At 70.3% G+C, this 17393-nt stretch carries 21 protein-coding genes; 15 read left to right on the top strand and 6 right to left on the bottom strand.

Annotated elements, in window-relative coordinates; all coding sequences use genetic code 11:
- The first annotated feature begins 122 nt into the window (after positions 1-122).
- Both tpiA and BY998_RS24270 read left to right on the top strand, forming a co-directional pair.
- On the top strand, positions 123-887 hold the full coding sequence (tpiA, locus tag BY998_RS08650; RefSeq protein WP_110351224.1) for a triose-phosphate isomerase: 765 nt from the start codon (positions 123-125) through the stop codon (positions 885-887).
- On the top strand, positions 887-1432 hold the full coding sequence (locus BY998_RS24270) for a Tsi3 family protein (RefSeq protein WP_181425462.1): 546 nt from the start codon (positions 887-889) through the stop codon (positions 1430-1432). The genes tpiA and BY998_RS24270 overlap by 1 nt, the downstream gene beginning before the upstream one ends.
- On the opposite strand, the gene BY998_RS08640 is transcribed toward BY998_RS24270, so the two are convergent.
- Complete coding sequence (locus BY998_RS08640; RefSeq protein WP_245421530.1) at positions 1330-1812, bottom strand: cysteine hydrolase family protein; 483 nt, start codon at positions 1810-1812, stop codon at positions 1330-1332. The genes BY998_RS24270 and BY998_RS08640 overlap by 103 nt on opposite strands.
- Before the next feature lie 83 nt (positions 1813-1895).
- Complete coding sequence (locus BY998_RS08635) at positions 1896-2177, bottom strand: hypothetical protein (RefSeq protein ID WP_110351223.1); 282 nt, start codon at positions 2175-2177, stop codon at positions 1896-1898.
- A gap of 224 nt (positions 2178-2401) precedes the next feature.
- On the opposite strand from BY998_RS08635, the gene secG reads away from it, so the two are divergent.
- The 5 genes from secG (at position 2402) to BY998_RS08610 (ending at position 6962) form a co-directional block, all read left to right on the top strand.
- Positions 2402-2905, top strand: a complete 504-nt coding sequence (gene secG, locus BY998_RS08630; protein WP_110351222.1) for a preprotein translocase subunit SecG — start codon at positions 2402-2404, stop codon at positions 2903-2905.
- Positions 2906-3106: 201 nt separating this feature from the next.
- On the top strand, positions 3107-4735 hold the full coding sequence (locus BY998_RS08625; protein ID WP_110351221.1) for a CTP synthase: 1629 nt from the start codon (positions 3107-3109) through the stop codon (positions 4733-4735).
- A gap of 16 nt (positions 4736-4751) precedes the next feature.
- Complete coding sequence (locus BY998_RS08620) at positions 4752-5150, top strand: DUF350 domain-containing protein (RefSeq protein ID WP_110351220.1); 399 nt, start codon at positions 4752-4754, stop codon at positions 5148-5150.
- A 4-nt stretch (positions 5151-5154) separates the two neighbouring features.
- On the top strand, positions 5155-5796 hold the full coding sequence (locus tag BY998_RS08615) for a DUF1190 domain-containing protein (protein WP_110351219.1): 642 nt from the start codon (positions 5155-5157) through the stop codon (positions 5794-5796).
- On the top strand, positions 5796-6962 hold the full coding sequence (locus BY998_RS08610) for a glutathionylspermidine synthase family protein (RefSeq protein ID WP_110351218.1): 1167 nt from the start codon (positions 5796-5798) through the stop codon (positions 6960-6962). Before BY998_RS08615 ends, BY998_RS08610 begins: the two co-directional genes overlap by 1 nt.
- A 69-nt stretch (positions 6963-7031) precedes the next feature.
- Here the strand turns inward: BY998_RS08610 and BY998_RS08605 are convergent, their stop codons facing one another.
- Complete coding sequence (locus tag BY998_RS08605; RefSeq protein WP_110351217.1) at positions 7032-7307, bottom strand: hypothetical protein; 276 nt, start codon at positions 7305-7307, stop codon at positions 7032-7034.
- A gap of 163 nt (positions 7308-7470) precedes the next feature.
- On the opposite strand from BY998_RS08605, the gene BY998_RS08600 reads away from it, so the two are divergent.
- From BY998_RS08600 to BY998_RS08580, 5 genes are all read left to right on the top strand, one after another.
- Complete coding sequence (locus BY998_RS08600) at positions 7471-7923, top strand: DNA polymerase III subunit chi (RefSeq protein WP_110351216.1); 453 nt, start codon at positions 7471-7473, stop codon at positions 7921-7923.
- A gap of 50 nt (positions 7924-7973) precedes the next feature.
- Entirely contained in the window at positions 7974-9617 is a 1644-nt protein-coding gene (locus BY998_RS08595) for a peptidase S10 (RefSeq protein ID WP_110351215.1), read from the top strand.
- The gene (locus tag BY998_RS08590) at positions 9614-9982 is read left to right on the top strand and encodes a hypothetical protein (RefSeq protein ID WP_110351214.1); all 369 of its coding nucleotides are present in this window, start codon (positions 9614-9616) and stop codon (positions 9980-9982) included. The genes BY998_RS08595 and BY998_RS08590 overlap by 4 nt, the downstream gene beginning before the upstream one ends.
- A 78-nt stretch (positions 9983-10060) precedes the next feature.
- Positions 10061-11188 (top strand): carboxylate-amine ligase, encoded by a 1128-nt coding sequence (locus tag BY998_RS08585; RefSeq protein ID WP_110351213.1) that lies wholly within the window; start codon positions 10061-10063, stop codon positions 11186-11188.
- A gap of 111 nt (positions 11189-11299) precedes the next feature.
- Positions 11300-11845 (top strand): DUF4142 domain-containing protein, encoded by a 546-nt coding sequence (locus BY998_RS08580; RefSeq protein ID WP_110351212.1) that lies wholly within the window; start codon positions 11300-11302, stop codon positions 11843-11845.
- A 102-nt stretch (positions 11846-11947) separates the two neighbouring features.
- On the opposite strand, the gene BY998_RS08575 is transcribed toward BY998_RS08580, so the two are convergent.
- On the bottom strand, positions 11948-12991 hold the full coding sequence (locus BY998_RS08575; protein ID WP_110351211.1) for a threonine aldolase family protein: 1044 nt from the start codon (positions 12989-12991) through the stop codon (positions 11948-11950).
- A 264-nt stretch (positions 12992-13255) separates the two neighbouring features.
- On the opposite strand from BY998_RS08575, the gene BY998_RS08570 reads away from it, so the two are divergent.
- On the top strand, positions 13256-13954 hold the full coding sequence (locus BY998_RS08570) for a GntR family transcriptional regulator (RefSeq protein ID WP_110351210.1): 699 nt from the start codon (positions 13256-13258) through the stop codon (positions 13952-13954).
- Positions 13955-13966: 12 nt separating this feature from the next.
- Here the strand turns inward: BY998_RS08570 and BY998_RS08565 are convergent, their stop codons facing one another.
- Positions 13967-14791 (bottom strand): enoyl-CoA hydratase/isomerase family protein, encoded by an 825-nt coding sequence (locus BY998_RS08565; protein ID WP_110351209.1) that lies wholly within the window; start codon positions 14789-14791, stop codon positions 13967-13969.
- A 23-nt stretch (positions 14792-14814) separates the two neighbouring features.
- Positions 14815-16035, bottom strand: a complete 1221-nt coding sequence (locus BY998_RS08560) for a CoA transferase (RefSeq protein ID WP_110351271.1) — start codon at positions 16033-16035, stop codon at positions 14815-14817.
- A 357-nt stretch (positions 16036-16392) separates the two neighbouring features.
- Here BY998_RS08560 and BY998_RS08555 point away from each other — a divergent pair, with 357 nt between their 5' ends.
- Together BY998_RS08555 and BY998_RS08550 are read left to right on the top strand one after the other, a co-directional pair.
- Complete coding sequence (locus BY998_RS08555; RefSeq protein WP_110351208.1) at positions 16393-16860, top strand: hypothetical protein; 468 nt, start codon at positions 16393-16395, stop codon at positions 16858-16860.
- Positions 16861-16928: 68 nt separating this feature from the next.
- A complete protein-coding gene (locus BY998_RS08550) occupies positions 16929-17351 on the top strand; it encodes an FKBP-type peptidyl-prolyl cis-trans isomerase (protein ID WP_110351207.1) in 423 nt (140 codons plus the stop codon).
- Positions 17352-17393: the final 42 nt, after the last annotated feature.

The following is a 17393-nucleotide window of genomic DNA, read 5'->3' as shown; positions in this document are numbered from 1 at the left end:
AGGGCATGCCGTCGGCGTCACTCGAACGGCCGTGGACCCGTTTGCGCGCCCAAGCCCGCTCTGCTAGGCCCGCCCGCACAGGGTCGAGCTTCACAATCCAGACAACGGAGAACCGAGAGACCATGGCAAGCGAGGGACGCCGTCCGCTGGTTGCCGGCAACTGGAAGATGAACGGCCTGCGCTCCTCCGTCCCGATCGTCGAGGCGATCCGCGACGGGTTGTCGCCCGCGCTCGTCGAGAAGATCGACGTCCTCATCTGCCCGCCCGCGACGCTGATCTCCTCCTGTGTCGCCGCGGTCTACGGCTCGGCGGTCTCCATCGGCGGCCAGAACCTGCATGCCCGTCCAAACGGCGCCTTCACCGGCTCGATCTCGGCGGAGATGTTCGCCGATCTCGGCGCGACCTACGTCATCGTCGGCCATTCCGAGCGGCGCGCCTACCATTTCGAGACGGATGACGGCGTCCACGCCAAGGCGCTCGGCGCCCGGCGCGCGGGCCTTCGCGGCATCATCTGCGTCGGCGAGACCATGGAGGAGCGTCAGCAGGGCCGTGCGCTGGACATCGTGCGCGCGCAGCTCGCCATCGGCCTGCCGAAGGGTGCCACCAGCGAGGACACGGTGATCGCCTACGAGCCGGTCTGGGCCATCGGCTCCGGCCGCACCCCGACGGCCAAGGAGATCGCCGAGGTCCACGCCTCCCTGCGCGAGATGCTCGACAAGCTGGTCGGCCACGAGGCCCACAAGATCCGCATCCTCTACGGCGGCTCGGTGAAGCCCTCGAACGCCCGCGAGCTGATGGCGGTGGAGAATGTCGACGGTGCGCTGGTCGGCGGCGCCAGCCTCGTGGCGGAAGACTTTCTCGGGATCTGCCGCGCCTACGAGGACTGATGTCGCCCTGGCCGTGCCCTGTCGCCGGCCGCATCCCGGCGGGGGCGCGGCGGTGGGCGCTGTCGGCCGCGATCGCGGCGCTCCTTATTCCGACCGGCGGCACGTCGACGACCGAATCGGCGACCGAGATCAGCGCGGCCGAGACGCCCGAAGGCGGGTGCCGCCTGACGGTCGATATTCCCGACGGCTTCGTCGCGCGGCAGGATCGGAACGGCCTCGTCCTGCAACCGATCGGGCAGGAGGGTCGGCGCGCCCTCTTCGAGATCCGGCTGAGGCCCGGATCCGGCGGTGACGCGTCCACTCTGACGATGGTCCGCCCTCTCGGTCCACACCGTGTCCGCTACCGTCTGGACCGGGACACCGGGGGCTCGGGCGGCCAGGAGAGCACACTGGTGGCCGAGAAGCCCATGACGGACGGCCGCGTGCGGATGGAGGCTTGGCTTCAGCGGGACGACGGGGTCGAGCCCGATTTCGGTCCCGCCTGGCTCGCCCTCGCGGCGGCAAGGTGCAGCGCCTCCGGACCGTCCAGCACGCTCCCGAAATGATGCCGCCACAGGGTGGCTCCGAGGGCGCCCGAGCGGTCGAGGGAGGATCCGACGCTGAGCCATCGCAGCAGGGTCGGGCGCAGTCCGGCATCGAACAGGAGGAAGCCGGCGGCGAGACAGCAGGTCTCGGCCTGCACGCCGCAGACGAGGACGCGCTCCACCCCCAGCGCCCTGAAATGGTCGATCAGCTCGGGCGGCGGCAGGTAGCCGTGCTTGACGAAGACCCGGTCGGCTGGAACCAGCGGCGCCGCGTCCACCGGCGGCGTCCAGCCGAGCTGCCCCGCGAAGGGCGTCACCGCCTCGTCGTGCCGCTCCACCGTCGCGACGGTGTGCAGCCTGCGGCTCAGCGCGGCGATCCCGGCGACGACCGCCTCCGGCACCGGGAAGCCGGGCTGGACATCGACGACGAGCAGGGCCTGCCCGCCGGCCGGAGGTCGTGCGCGCCGGCTGTCCAGGGACGTGTTCAGGTCTCGCGGGCCGGCGACTTGGCGACCGCCTCCTTGGTCCGCTCGATCATCGCGAGCACGGCGACGTAGAAGGCCTGCTGCAGCGGGCTCATCGCGTCCGGGCGGATCTCGTCGGAAAGCGCGGCCTGCAACGCGTCCATGGTCTGCGCCCGGCCCGCCGGATCGGGCCGATCCAGGGCGATGCGCAGGAGTTCCGTCTGGACGGCGGCCATCTCCTCGCGGTCGGCGCGGTCGATGAAGGCGCGCAGGCGCCCGGCTTCGGCTTTGAAATCGGTCATCTCCGCTCTTCGCACGGAGCGCGCCCGCAAGGCCAGTCACGGTCGCGGACCGGAGGCGATTGTCCCGCCTCGGGGCGCGATGCCCGGTTGGCGCGGGTGGGCAAACGGTGTAGGAGCCCCCACTTCGTGCGGCGGAACCCGCGGGCGCGCCGCTTTTGCGCGCGACCAGTGTTTCGCAGGCCGCACCCCGAGAGCGTCCGCGCCGAGCGGGCACTGGAAACGCAATGCAGACCGTCCTCATCGTCGTCCACCTCATCATCGTGCTGTCGCTCATCGCCGTGGTGCTGCTTCAGCGCTCGGAGGGTGGTCTCGGGCTCGGCGGCGGCGGGGGCGGCGGCGTCTCCGGCTTCATGACCGGCCGCGGCCAAGCGAACGCGCTGACCCGTGCCACCGCGATCCTCGCGGCCCTGTTCTTCACCACCAGCATCGCGCTCGCGATCATGGCCCACCGCAGCGCCGCGCCCCGCTCGATCCTCGACGGGACCGAGCAGCAGGGCCAGACGCAGACCGACAAGCCGGTGAACGCCGACAACCTGCTCGACACGCTGCGCCAGGGCGCCCCCGCCCCGGGCGGCGCCGGCCAGCCGAGCTCGGTCCCGACCGACGCGCCGGCCAAGGCGGCAACCCCGGCGACCCCCGCTCCCGCGGCGCCGGCTCCTGCCGCACCGGCGGCGCCTGCGCCGGCCGCGCCCGCCCCCGCGACGCCCGACGCGCCGCAATCGCGCTGAGGATGACCCGTCCGCCGCACCGGCGGGCGGACCCAATGCGCAGAAGACCCTTGCGGCCGGTGCTTCGGCCGCGAGACCTCGAACGAATTTCCTCAACGGCATGAGGGGCGTTGCGCCCATGCCGCCCTCCGCGCGGCCGGCGGGGTGCGGCAACCGTTGCGGTTTGGCGAATCGCTTGAGCCCCTTTATGGACCAGAGCCCATGACGCGGTACGTCTTCATCACCGGCGGCGTGGTTTCCTCCCTGGGCAAGGGTCTCGCCTCCGCCGCCCTCGCGGCCCTGCTCCAGGCGCGCGGCTATCGCGTGCGGCTGCGCAAGCTCGACCCCTATCTCAACGTCGATCCGGGCACGATGAGCCCGACCCAGCACGGCGAGGTCTTCGTCACCGACGACGGCGCCGAGACCGACTTGGATCTGGGCCATTACGAGCGCTTCACCGGCCTGCCGGCCTCGCGCGCCGACAACGTGACCACGGGGCGGATCTACCTCGACATCATCACCAAGGAGCGGCGCGGCGACTATCTCGGCGCCACGATCCAGGTGATCCCGCATGTCACCAACGCCATCAAGGCCTTCGTCCTCGACGGCAACGACGCGTACGACTTCGTGCTCGTCGAGATCGGCGGCACGGTGGGCGACATCGAGGGCCTGCCCTTCTTCGAGGCGATCCGCCAGATCGGCCAGGAGCGCCCGCGCGGCAGCGTCTGCTACCTGCACCTCACGCTACTGCCCTACATCCCCTCGGCCGGCGAGCTGAAGACCAAGCCGACGCAGCACTCCGTGAAGGAACTGCGCTCCATCGGCATCCAGCCCGACATCCTGCTCTGCCGCTGCGACCGGCCGATCCCGGTGGACGAGCGGCGCAAGCTCGGCCTGTTCTGCAACGTGCGGGAGAGCGCGGTCATCGAGGCCCGCGACGTCGACACGATCTACGCCGTGCCGCTCTCCTATCGCGAAGCGGGGCTCGACCGGGAGATCCTGGCCCATTTCCAGATGGAGCCCGAGAGCGAGCCCAAGCTCGACCGCTGGCAGAACATCCTCGAGCGGGTGCGCAACCCCGAGGGCGAGGTCACCATCGCCATCGTCGGCAAGTACACGGGGCTCAAGGACGCCTACAAGTCGCTCACCGAGGCGCTGACCCATGGCGGCATCGCCAACAACGTGCGCGTCAACCTCGAATGGATCGAGGCGGAGGTGTTCGAGCGCGAGGACCCGGCGCCGTTCCTGGAGGGCCTGCACGGCATCCTCGTGCCCGGCGGCTTCGGCCAGCGCGGCGCGGAGGGCAAGATCCGCGCGGCCCGCTACGCGAGAGAGCGCAACATCCCGTATTTCGGCATCTGTTTCGGCATGCAGATGGCCGTGATCGAGGCGGCCCGCTCGCTTGCCGGCATCGAGAGCGCCAATTCCACCGAGTTCGGCGAGACCCGCGAGCCGGTGGTCGGCCTTCTCACCGAGTGGATGCGCGGCAACGAACTGGAGCGGCGCGCGGCCGAGAGCGACCTCGGCGGCACCATGCGGCTCGGCGCCTACAAGGCGACCCTGGCCGAGGGCACCAAGATCGCGCAGATGTACGGCGACACCGAAATTTCGGAGCGCCACCGGCACCGCTACGAGGTCAACATGGCCTATCGCGCGTGCCTGGAGGCCAAGGGCCTGCGCTTCTCCGGCACCTCGCCGGACGGACTCCTGCCGGAGACGGTGGAGCACGAGGGTCACCCCTGGTTCATCGGCGTGCAGTTCCACCCGGAGCTGAAGTCGCGTCCCTTCGAGCCGCACCCGCTGTTCAAGGGCTTCATCGCCGCGGCGATCGAGCAGAGCCGATTGGTCTGAGGCGAGGAGCGACAGGGTGACGACGATCGCGGGCCTGCCGGCCTTCCTGGCCTACTTCGCCGTCTCGCTTGGGCTCGTCGCCCTCTACCTCGTCACCTACCTCACCGCGACCGCGCATCGGGAGATCGCCCTGGTGCGCGAGGGCAATCTCGCCGCCGCGCTCGCTCTCGGGGGAAGCCTGCTCGGCTACGCGATCCCTCTCTCCGCGGCGGTGCGTTATTCCGGCTCGCTCCTCGACTGCATCGTCTGGGGGCTCGTCGCCCTCGTCGTGCAGGTCGCGGTCTATTGGCTGATGCGGCCGCTGCTGCCCGAGCTGTCCCGGCGTATCGACGAAGGGCAGGCGGCGCCAGCCGTGCTGCTCGGGGCCGCCTCCCTGGCGGGCGGCCTCGTGAACGCCGCCTGCATGAGCTACTGACGCCGTGGCGGACGAGCGCGCGCCCTCGAAACGCTTCGGCCGCCGGATATCGGGCGAGCCCGCGCCGGCCGTCACCCCGCCCGACAGGGGCGCGATCAAGCGCTCGCAGACGGTTTCGACCGTGCTCGTGGCGGGCGCCGGCCTCGCCGCGCTCAGCCTCGGCAGCATCACGCGGACCGCTCCCTCCCGGGACGTTCTGGTCTATGCCGACCCATCCGCCTGCGCCGCCGAGGGCATCCGACCGGCAGGCGAATGCCACAACGAGTACCGCATCGCCCGCGCCGCCTATCCGGGCACGGCGCCGCATTACGACAGCCAGGGCGCCTGCGAGCGCCACCACGGCGGATCCCGCTGTCTCGACGACGCGACGGCGGCCGGCTCGCTCCGCTTCGTGCCGCGCATGGCGGGCTACATGATCGGCCGCAGCGCCGCGCAGGGCGTCACCCCCGAACCCGTCTACGATCACGCCAGCGGCCATGGCGGCCACGGCGGAAGCTACTGCACCGGTTCCGGCACGAAGGTTTCGACGGGGTCGGGCGGCTCCGCCTCGTCGGGCAAGGTCCACGGGTCCTCCCTCGGCAGCAAGGTCTCGTTCGGCGGCTTCGGGAGCAGCGGCAAGGGCTTCTCCTCCTTCGGCGGTGGCTGATGCGACGCCTCGCCTGCGGAGAGCGGCCCGGCTGGCGGGCGATCGCGGAAACGGCGGGCTTTGCCTTCCACACCATCGACGGCGCGCCCTACTGGGACGAGAGCCACGCCTACGCGTTCAGCCTGCGCGAGATCGAGGACGACATCGAGGCGCCGGCGGCCGAATTGCACGCCCTCTGCCTCGACTTCACCGCCGCGGCTGTGGAGGACGAGCGCATCCTCGCCTCGCTGCACATTCCCGAGGCGGCCCGGGACGCGGTGCGCACGAGCTGGCGACGGGGCGATCCGAGCCTCTACGGCCGGCTCGATTTCTCCTACGCCGGCACGGGGCCGGCGAAGCTCCTCGAATACAACGCCGATACGCCGACCGCTCTCTACGAGAGCGCCGTCTTCCAGTGGCACTGGCTGGAGCAGGGCCTACGGGACGGGCGCCTGCGGGCGGGCAGCGATCAGTTCAACGCGATCCACGAGCGGCTGATTGCGCGCCTGACCGAGATCTTGCCGTCGGGGCTGACGGCCTTTGCCGCCGATACGAGCGGCCCGGAGGATCTCGGCACGGTGGCCTACCTCCAGGATTGCGCGGTGCAGGCGAGCCGCGAGACTCTGCTGCTCGATCTGGCGCAGATCGGCCTTCGGGCCGACGGCGCCTTCTGCGGGCCGGACGAGCGCCCCTTCGCGACGCTGTTCAAGCTCTATCCCTGGGAATGGGCCTTCCAGGACGCTTTCGGCACGGCGGTCGCCGCCTCGTCCACGCGCTTCCTCGAACCGCCCTGGAAGATGGTGCTCTCCAACAAGGGCCTGCTCGCCCATCTCTGGGCGCGCGAACCGGGCCACCCGAACCTGCTGCCGGCTTATTTCGAGGCGGACCCGGCCTGCGCCAGCTTGAGCGGCGCCCATGTGCGCAAGCCGCTGCTCTCGCGCGAGGGTGCCAATGTCGAGATTTTCTCGGGGGAGGGCGCCCGCATCGCCGGGGAGGAGGGGCCCTACGGCGCCGAGGGCTTCATCCGGCAGGGGCTGGCGGAGCTGCCGTGTTTCGACGGGCGGCGTCCGCTGGTCGGCGCCTGGATCGTCGGCGATGCACCGGCCGGCCTCTGCGTCCGCGAGTCGGACGGCCCGATCACCGGCGACGGCGCCCTGTTCGTGCCGCACCTGATCGAGCCGGCCTGAGAGCGGCCGCGCACGAAAAAAGGGGCCGGATCGGCTCCGGCCCCTTCACCCCGGGGAAATCGGTCCCGCTCAGCGGGCGCCGGTGCCGCCCGAGGTGCCGGCTCCGGTCTTCGCGCCGCTCGTGGCGCCCGGGGCCATGGTGCCCGTCGAGCCGGTGGTGGCGCCGGGGTTGTCGTTGGTCGGCCGCATGCTGTTGCCGGTGTTGTTGCGCACGGGGCTGGCGCTGTCCGTGGTGCCGCCGGTGCCGCCCTTGCCGGTGCTCGACTGGGCGAGGGCCGCCCCCGAGACGGCGAGGGTCAGCGCGGCGGCCAGGGCGAGGGTCTTGGTGAGATTGTTGGTCGGCATGGTTGTTTCCTTCCCTTGAATCGATTGTGAAGGACGAACCCGCCGCCGCAGGCATTGTTTCGGAGCGAGGCCGCCGCGAGGCCCCGCCGGGCCGGAATTCGCGCGACCGCGACGCTGCGTCCGCACTGCCGGCGGACCACCGAACCCTATATGCAGCCAAGCCGTGACCGAGATCCTCTTCTACCACCTCCAGCGCCAGCCCCTCGAGAAGGTGCTGCCCAACCTGCTCGAGAAGTCGCTGGAGCGCGGCTGGCAGTCGGCCATCCAGGCCGTCACCGAGGAGCGGCTGCAGGCGCTCGATGACGGATTGTGGACCTACACCGACGAGAGCTTCCTGCCCCACGGCACCGACCGCGACACCGATGCGGCGACACAGCCCGTCGTGCTGACCTTGAGGGAGATCAATCCCAACGGCGCCTCGATCCGCTTTCTGGTCGAGGGAGCGGAGCTGCCGGAGGATGCCGGCGCCTACCAGCGCATCTGCATCCTGTTCGACGGCACCGACACCGACGCCCTGCTCCATGCCCGCGAGCAGTGGCGCGGCGCCAAGGCCGCCGGGCATGCGGTCGCCTACTGGCAGCAGGACGAGAGCGGGCGCTGGACCAAGAAGGCGTGAGGCAAACGCCCCGCCTCTCATCGAATCCCGACAAGGATCGCAGACGAGCCATGACGCAGCCCCTCACGCCCCCTCGTCCGCCCCGCGCGATCCGGATCGGCCTCGCCGGCCTGCTCTCCGTCGCCGTCGGCCTCGGCCCGCTTCCCGTCCTCGCCCAGCACGGCCAGCCGCCGGCTCAGGGGCAGCGACAGGAGCAGGGCCCCGCCCGCAAGGCGCCGGAGGGGCGGCGCCTGCCGCCGGATTCGACCACCGAGCACAGCATCGACCTGTCGAACGGGCGCAAGCTCGGCTTCACCGCCACCGCCGGCAGCCTCGCGCTGGTCGATGAGGACGGAAAGCTCCAATCCGAGATCGCCTTCATCGCCTATCGGAAGGCCGGCAAGCCCGAGGAGCGCGCCGAGCGGCCCGTGACCTTCGGCGTCAACGGCGGGCCCGGCGCGGCCTCGGCCTATCTCAACATCGGCGCGATCGGCCCCTGGCGCCTGCCGACCGACGGCGCATCGATCAGCCCCTCGCAGTCGATCGCCCTCCAGCCGAACCCGGCCACCTGGCTCGACTTCACCGACCTCGTCTTCATCGATCCCGTCGGCACCGGCTACAGCCGCGCCGCGGACGGGGACGCCAAGAAGTACTGGGGCGTCGATTCCGATGCCTCCGTCCTCGCCGCCGCCATCGCCCGCTACCTGCGCCAGAACGACCGGCTCGCCTCCCCGAAATTCTTCGTCGGCGAGAGCTACGGCGGCTTCCGCGGACCGCTGATCGCGCAGAAACTCCAGCAGGACGTAGGCGTGGGGCTGTCGGGCCTCGTGCTCGTCTCGCCCGTGCTCGATTTCAACTGGCTGCAGACCGCCCGTACGACGCCCTGGGGCTTCGTCACCAAGCTCCCCTCCTTCGCCGCCGCGGCCCTGGAGCGCTCCGGCACGACGCCGAGCCGCGCGCTGATGCGCGACGCGGAGAGCTACGCGGCCGGGGAGTATCTGACCGACCTGCTGAAGGGTCCGAGCGACCGCGAGGCGGTGGCCCGGCTGACGGGCAAGGTCGCGGCGTTGGTCGGTCTCGACCCCGAGACCGTGCGGCTGCAGGCGGGGCGGCCCACGGTCCACAGCTATCAGCGCGAGATCGGGCGGGACATGGGCCGCGTCGCCTCCGCCTACGATACGGGCGTGACCGGCTGGGACCCCGACCCGACCGCGCCCCATTCGGGCTTCGAGGATCCGGTGCTGACCGCGCTCCAGGCGCCGCTCACTACCGCCATGGTGCAGCTTTACACCGGCCGCCTGAACTGGCGCGTCGAGAACATGCGCTACGAATTGCTGAACAGCGCGGTGAATCGCGGTTGGAACTGGGGCTCGGGCCGCTCGGCCCCGGAGGTGATGGGCGCGCTGAAAGACGTTCTCGCCCTCGACGGGACCCTGCGGGTCCTCGTGGTGCACGGCTTCACCGACCTCGTGACCCCCTACTTCGCCTCGAAGCTGCTGATCGACCAAGTGCCCGCCTACGGGACGGGCGACCGGCTGAAGCTCTCGGTTTATCCCGGCGGCCACATGTTCTACACGCGGCCCGATTCCCGCAACGCCTTCCACGACGATGCGGCCGACCTGTTCGCCCGCGCCCTGGAGGCCCGCTCCGACGGAAGCGCCCGCCCCGGGCGGGCCACGGGCGAGACCGGGCCGGAGAAGAGACCGACGCCTTGAGACGATCGACCGCGCTGATCCCCATCCTCCTCCTGGCGGGCTGCACCACGTCCGAGCGCGCGGCGCCGCTTCGGCCGCCGCCCCCGCCGAGCGCCGTGCTTCCTGCCGCTCCGGCCGCGCACGCCGTCTCCGGACCGGTGCTCGACGGAAGCGGCGCCTGCACGGGAACCGCGCCGGGCGGCGCGGCCGCCATCGAGACCGGCATCGGCGAGTGCGAGCTCGTGCGCTTGAAGGGCCGCCCGCCCACCGACGTGCTGATCGGCGAGGGGCGCTCGGGGCGCGAGGTGCAGGTGCTCTACATGGAGCCCGGTGCCAAGGAGCTGTATTTCTTCGTGAACAACCGCCTCGATCGTATCGTACGTTAACGCGGGAGCGGACTGGGCTGGCGCTTGCTTGTCCCTCGGCCGGTTCGGTGGATCGCCGGGCGGAAGGCGAAGGACGCCATGGCTCACGAATATCGGTTCGGGATCGAGGAAGAGCTGTTCCTGGCGGACGGCCGCACCCGCTCGGCGCCGCGCGAATCGGTCTCCGACTTCCATAAGGCGGCGCGCAGCCGCCTCGACGGCGTCGAGCGCGAATTGCTGGAGAGCCAGGCGGAGATCTGCTCCAAGCCCTCGACGAGCTTCGCGGAGACGCACGAGGCTCTGGCCAAGCTGCGCACCGGCCTGTGCGCCATCGGCCGCGAGCACGGCCTGAAGGTCTTCGCCGCCGGCACCCACCCGACCGCGGTCTGGACCGACCAGCGCGAGACCGCCAAGGTCCGCTACCGCAAGATGATCGAGACGCTGCAGATGGTGGGGCGACGCTCCATCGTCAGCGGCCTGCACATCCATGTCGAGGTGCCCGAGCCGGGCCAGCGGATCGCGCTGATCAACCGGCTGATGCCGTTCCTGCCGGTGCTTCTGGCGCTCTCGACCTCCTCGCCCTTCTACGAGCGCCACCGCACCGGGCTGGCGGGCTACCGCCTGCGGGCCTATGCCGAGCTGCCGCGCACCGGATTGCCCGAACTGTTCGCCGACGATGCGGATTTCGAGCGCTACGTGCGGGTGATGACGCGGGCCGGTGCGATCGAGGACGCGACCTTCCTGTGGTGGCACATCCGCCCCTCGGTCCGGTACCCGACCCTGGAATTGCGGGTGGCCGACAGCTGCACGCGCCTCAAGGACACGCTGGCGATCGCCGCCCTCTACCGCTGCCTCGTGCGGCTCTGCGTGCGCCGGCCCGAGCTGAATGCCGGGCCGACCGGCGCCTCGCGGGGCTTCGTGATGGAGAACCTCTGGCGGGTGCAGCGCGAGGGCATCCACGCCGCCCTGATCGACGAGGCGGCGGACGAGGCCGTGCCTCTGCGCCGGCTCGTCGAGCGCCTGCTCGACCTCGTGGCGGAGGATGCGGCGGCGCTGGGCTGCGCGGCCCAGGTCGCCCACGCGCTCACCATCGTCGAGTGCGGCTCCAGTGCGGATGGCCAGATCCGCGCCTACGAGGCGGCAATGGCCGAGGGCGGCAGCGAGCGCAAGGCGCTTTCCCGCGTCATCGACTGGCTCGCCCGCGAGACCGCCGATTGTCCCCTCTGACGGTTCACTCCGACCATTCCTCGGACGGCGCGGTGTAACGCCCCGGACAGGAACCTCGAAGGCGCGCTCCGGTTGCTCCTGCATATCCGCGTTCGCCTTGAGGAGACTTCCATGAGAACGTCAATCACCGCTGCCGCCTGCCTGCTTCTGCTGGGCGCGGCGGGGATGCCGGCCCATGCTCAGTCGGTCGGAGAGAAGACCGGCGTGAACTCGCTGATCGGCGTCGCGCCATCGTCCCAGGACTTCGTGACCCAGGCCGTGATCAGCGACATGTTCGAGACCGAGTCGAGCAAACTCGCGCTTGAGAAGGCCGACGAGAAGACCAAGGCCTACGCTAAGAAGATGATCGAAGACCATAAAAAGGTCTCGGACGAGCTGAAATCCGTCGTGCAGACGGGCGACATGAAACTCAACATCCCGACCGCGCTGGACTCGGCCCATCAGAGCAAGATCGACAAGCTCAAGGGCCTGAGCGGTGACGACTTCACCAAGCAGTATCACGACGATCAGGTCACCGGCCACAAGAACGCCGTCGACCTCTACAAGCGCTACGCCGACAGCGGCGACAACGCGGCGCTCAAGGCCTTCGCCGTCAAGACGAAGCCGCACCTGGACGAGCACCTGAAGATGGCCCAGGAGCTCGACAACAAGAAGTAGATTTTTTGCAACTTGCGGCGGTTCGTCTTCGGGACGGACCGCCCAGGGACTGCCCAGGCATCGGCCCAGCGCAGCGCCCGAAAGCGTTGCGGGTCGGACGTGCTACGGGCGTTGGCCGAACATCGTCGCCTTGGTGCGGATGACCTCCGCCGCCCGCTCGATGCCGGCCCGGTCCACGTCGAGATTGGCGGTGGCCCGGATCTGATGCGTGCCGATGGCGCGCACCCGCACGCCCTCTTCGAGACAGGCGGCGGCGAAGGCGGCAGCCGGAATGCCCAATGCCTCCACGGTGAAACAGAGGATATTCGACTGACCCGCCGTCGGATCGAAGCCGAGCCCGGGCACGTCGGCGATGGCCCGGTGCAAGCGGCCGGCATTGGCGTTGTCTTCGGCGAGCTGGGTCATGTGGTGGTCGAGGGCGTAGAGCCCCGCCGCCGCCAGCACGCCCGACTGGCGCATGGCGCCGCCGAGCCGGTACTTCCACTGCCAAGCTCGCTCCACGAAGTCGGCCGAGCCGCACAGAACGGCCCCGACCGGGCAGCCGAGTCCCTTGCTCAGATCGATCCAGGCGCTGTCGAAGCCGGCCGCGTAATCGGCCGCGGAAATGCCGGTGGCGACGACCGCGTTCAGCAGCCGGGCGCCGTCGATATGGGCCTTGAGCCCGCGCGCCTGGGCGTAGTCGCGGATCAGGCGCATCTCGCCCACGTCCCAGACCGTGCCGCCGGAAAAGCTCGTGGTCTGCTCGATCGACACGAGCCGGGAGCGCGGCGCCGTGCGCTGCGGAACCCGGATCGCCGCCTCGACCTGCGCCAGGGTGAACAGCCCCACCCGCGTCGGCAGGGCCTTGACCGAAACGCCCCCGACCGCCGCCGCACCGGCGGCTTCCGTGTTGTAGATGTGGGACTGGTCGTCGACCACGATCTCTTCGCCGGGTCGGCAATGCACGAGGATCGAGGCGAGGTTGCACATCGTGCCGGACGGCATGAACACGCCCGCCTCCATGCCGAGCAGGGCCGCCACCCGCTCGCACAGGGCATTGGTCGTCGGGTCGGAGCCCGACTGCTCGTCGCCGACTTCCGCCCGCGCCATGGCCTCGCGCATGCCCGTGCTCGGCCGCGTCTGAGTGTCGCTGAACAGATCGATCATCGCGCGTCCGTCCCGTAGCAGGCCTTCACCCGTCGGCTCCGGCGGAGTCGGTGCAAACCGGATGATCGCTCAGCCGGTCATGCATGAAAAATACAAACCGCGGCAAGCGCGAGGCGCCGTGCCTCGGCCCGATCTCGGCGCGACCTCACAAGCATTTTGATGTGTCCCAGGGAGTTGGGTACGCGTCATGATCTCGACAGGCGTTTGCGCCGTGCCTAGAGCTAGTGACGCGATGTATCGCATTAAAAATGATTTGAGTGCTCGATGAATAGAATTGAGCCCAGTATCGGGATCAGCCGCCGCTACCTGCACGATGAGGTAGCGGACCGCATGCGCGAGTTGATCAACGAAGGCGAATTGGAACCACGCGCCCGCGTCAACGAGAGCGAGCTGACCGAACGGTTCGGCATCTCGCGCACGCCCCTGCGGGAAGCGATCAAGATCCTCGCCACGGAAGGGTTGCTCGAACTCCTGCCCAATCGCGGCGCCCGGGTCGCGAGCATCTCGCGCAACGAACTCGAGGAGATGATCGAGATCATCGCCGGGCTGGAGGCGACCGCCTGCGACATCGCCTGTCGCACCATCACCGAGGACGATCTGGCCCAGATCGAGGAGAAGCACCGGGGCATGATGGCCGCGTGGCAGAACCGCGACGAGGCGGTCTACTTCCGGCTCAACCGTGAGATCCACGAGGCCATCATGCTGGCCAGCCGCAACTCGAAATTGTACAGCCTGTATATGGGCTTGACGGGTCGCATCCAGCGCTCCCGCTACATGGCGCACCAGACCGAGGAGCAGTGGGCCCAGGCGGTCGACGAGCACGAGCGGATGATCCCGCTCCTGCGCGCCGGGGACGGGGATGCGCTGGCGGCCCTGATGCGGCGGCACATCCGCTCCAAGAAGCCGGTGATCGCGGCGATGTACGGCGAGGAAGGGGCCGAGCCGGTCTCGGCGGCGCGATGAGGGCGCCGCCCGTCAGCGCCCCTTGAAGTGCGGCGGGCGCTTGGCGAGGAAGGCTTCCATGCCCTCGCGAAAATCCTCGCTCATGTAGGTCATCACGATCAGGTCGTCCCCGGGCCGCTCGCCCTCGGACGCCTCGGGCGCGCCCTCCTGGGCGATACGGCGCAGGCCTTCCTTGGTCGCCTGGAGGGTGAGCGGCGCGTGGCTCGCGAGCAGGGTCGCGAGCGCCACGGCCCGGGCCTGCAAGGCGGCGGCATCCTCCACGACCTCGTTGACGAGCCCGATCGCCAGCGCCTCCGGCGCATCGACCAGGCGGGCGGTGAACAGGATGTCCTTCACCCGCGGGGCGCCGATCAGGCTCACGAGCCGACGGAGCGTGTTCTGCGACAGGCAATTGCCGAGGGTGCGGGCGATCGGGATGCCGAAGCGGGCGTCGCGGCTGGCGATGCGCATGTCGCAGGCCGCCGCAATGGCCGCGCCGCCCCCGGTGCAGGCCCCCGCGACCGCCGCGATGGTCGGCACCCTCAAGGATTCCAGGCTGCCGAGCACCCGGTCCATGAAGCGCTCGTAGCCGAGCGCGTCCTCCGGCTTGTCGAAGGAGCGGAACTGGGAGATGTCGGTGCCGGCGGCGAAGGCCTTGTCGCCCGCGCCCGTGACGATCACCGCCTTGATCGCGCGATCCGCCTCGATCCGCTCGCACAGCTCCACCAGCCCGCGATACATCGCGAAGGTGAGCGCGTTGCGCGCCTTCGGCCGGTTGAGGGTGATGCGGGCGATGCCCGCCTCGTCCACCGCGAACAGGAGTTCGTCGGTCGGTGCGGTCTCGGCGTCAGCGTTCATGGGGCGTCCCTCGCAGCGTGGTCTCAGGCCGTGGTCTCGCCCACGACGCCCCGGGCGATCAAGTCGTCGATCTGCGCCGCATCGTAGCCCGCCTGGCCCAGAATGGCGCGGCTGTGCTCACCCAGAAGCGGCGCCGGCCCGTGCACGCGTCCGGGCGTCCCTGAGAATTTCACGGGCAAGCCGAGCGTGCTCATCGGCCCGGCACGGGCGTGCTCGACCTCGACCACCATCTCCCGCGCACGCGCCTGCGGGTCGGCTTGCATCGCCAGCACGTCGAGGACCGGGCCGGCCGGCACGCCGCCCGCTTCCAGCCGCGCGAGCCAGTCGGCCGAGGGCGCCGTGCGGAAATGCGGAGCCAGCGCCTGCGCCAGCGCCTCGCGATGGGCCATGCGGTCGCGGTTGGCGGCAAAGCGGGGGTCGCCCGCCAGCGCCTCGGCACCGAGCACGGCCAGCAGCCGCAGCCAGTTGGTCTGGTTGGCCGCGCCGATGGTGATCCAGCCGTCGGCCGTCTCGAAGGCCTCGTAGGGCGCGTTGAGCGGATGGGCCGAGCCCATCGGCCCAGGCGCGACGCCGGTCGCCATGGCGATGGCCGATTGCCAGTAGGTGAGGGTGATGCCGGCCTCGAACAGGGAGGTGTCGACCACCTGCCCCTCGCCGGTCTTCAGCTTGTGCACGTGGGCGGCGAGCACGCCCATCGCCGCCAGGATGCCGGCGGTGATGTCGGTCACCGGCGGCCCGCACTTCATCGGCGGGCGGCCCAGCCCCTCGCCGGTGATGCTCATCAATCCGCTCATGCCCTGCGCCACGAGATCGAAGCCCGCCCGCTCGGCATAGGGACCGGAGCGGCCGAAGCCCGAGAGCGAGCAGTAGATCAGCCCCGGAAACTCGGCCTTCAGGACATCGTAACCGAGGCCCAGGCGCTCCATGGTGCCGGCGCGGTAATTCTCGATCAGCACGTCGGCATCGCCCAGCAGGCGGCGCAGCACCGCCTTGCCCTCCGCGCTCTTGAGATCGAGGGCGATGCCGCGCTTGCCGCGGTTCATCATCATGTAGGCGGCGCTCTCGCCCCCGATCGCGGGCGGGACCGAGCGGCGGGTGTCGTCGCCGCCGTCGATCTTCTCGACCTTGATGACCTCGGCCCCCATGTCGCCGAGCATCAACCCGCAGACGGGTCCGGCCATGATGTGGGCGAGTTCGACGACCTTCAGGCCGGCGAGCGGCCCGGATCGGGACGTCTCCTGCATCATCCGCCCTCAGCTCCGATCGGAACGGACTCTGCACGCAGGACGCGAAACGCATATCCGGCAACGGCTCATCGGACGGATCCTCCCGGATTTCGGCCTCCTCCGGGGGAAGCTCGCCGCGCAACGCACTGATCGCGCGCTTTCGTATTATGCATTGAGACTACGGCTCGATGCGGCGGCGAGGCAATCGGTTTATATGCGTTTTGCCGGACGCAGCCGTCTTCCCTCCCGGCGGATTGACCATAAGAGGCAGCGATCCGTGCCCGCAATGGAACGCGCGCGCCGGCTCCCGGTTGATCGGCGAAAGCGTGGCCGGCGGGGAAGGCTCCGTGGCGGCCCTGACGAGCGGAGAGAACGATGCGCGGGTTGAGGTCGGCACTCGGGATGGCGGCGGCCCTCGTCACCCTGGCCGCTGCGGGAACGTCGTCGGCACAGGCCGGCTGCACCCGGCAGATCATCAACAAATCCGGCTACACCGCCCTCGTCAGCCGCGATGGCGGCCCCTGGGTGGCGGTGCGCCCGCACCGTTCGCAGACGATCCGCTACAACCAGTCCGGCCGCATCGACGTGGCGTTGACCTGCGGGCCGGGCGCCCTGCCGGAGCAGGCCGCCTACCGGGCCAATTTCGCCACGGTGGCGGTGATCGATCGCTGCTACATCCGCTTCGGCGACGGCTTCTTCGAGGATCAGCTCGGCGGCGGCTTCTTCGCCCGGAAGGACACCGCGCCGCTGGCGCTCAACAACCCGCGCCAGGGCGACCTCGTCGTCGGCCCGCAGGCGGGCGGCTGCGCGGTCGAGCGCGGGGCGATCAGCGCGCGCTATTAGGCGCGACCGCGCGAAGCGTGCTAACCCGCGCGCCCCGTCGTCCGCGACGACGCGCCGAGACGAGATTCATGCGCTCGATTCTTCCCATAGCCGGAGCCATCGCCCTCGCCATGACCAGTGCCGCTTCCGCCGCCCAGCCCGTCACGCTGCCCTCGGGCCTCAGCTACACCGACGAGGTGGTCGGCACCGGCCCCGAGCCGAAGTCCGGCCAGCAGGTCACCGTCCACTACACCGGCTGGCTCGACGAGGGCGGCGGCAAGCGCGGCAAGAAGTTCGACTCCTCCCGCGACCGCGGTCAGCCCTTCTCCTTCACCATCGGCGCCGGACAGGTGATCCGCGGCTGGGACGAGGGTGTCGCCACGATGAAGGCCGGCGGCCGCCGCATCCTGACGATCCCGCCGGATCTCGGCTACGGCGCCCGCGGCGCGGGCGGCGTGATCCCGCCCAACGCCACGCTGATCTTCGACGTGGAGCTGATCGGCTCGCGCTGATCCGGCCTCAGGCTCCGGCGCCCTTCGCGGGCGCCGGGCTAC

It is taken from the genome of Methylobacterium sp. B4, from assembly GCF_003201865.1.
Lineage (GTDB): Bacteria > Pseudomonadota > Alphaproteobacteria > Rhizobiales > Beijerinckiaceae > Methylobacterium.
The sequence above is the reverse complement of the archived record's forward strand: the minus strand, read 5'-3'. Positions and strand labels throughout refer to the sequence as shown.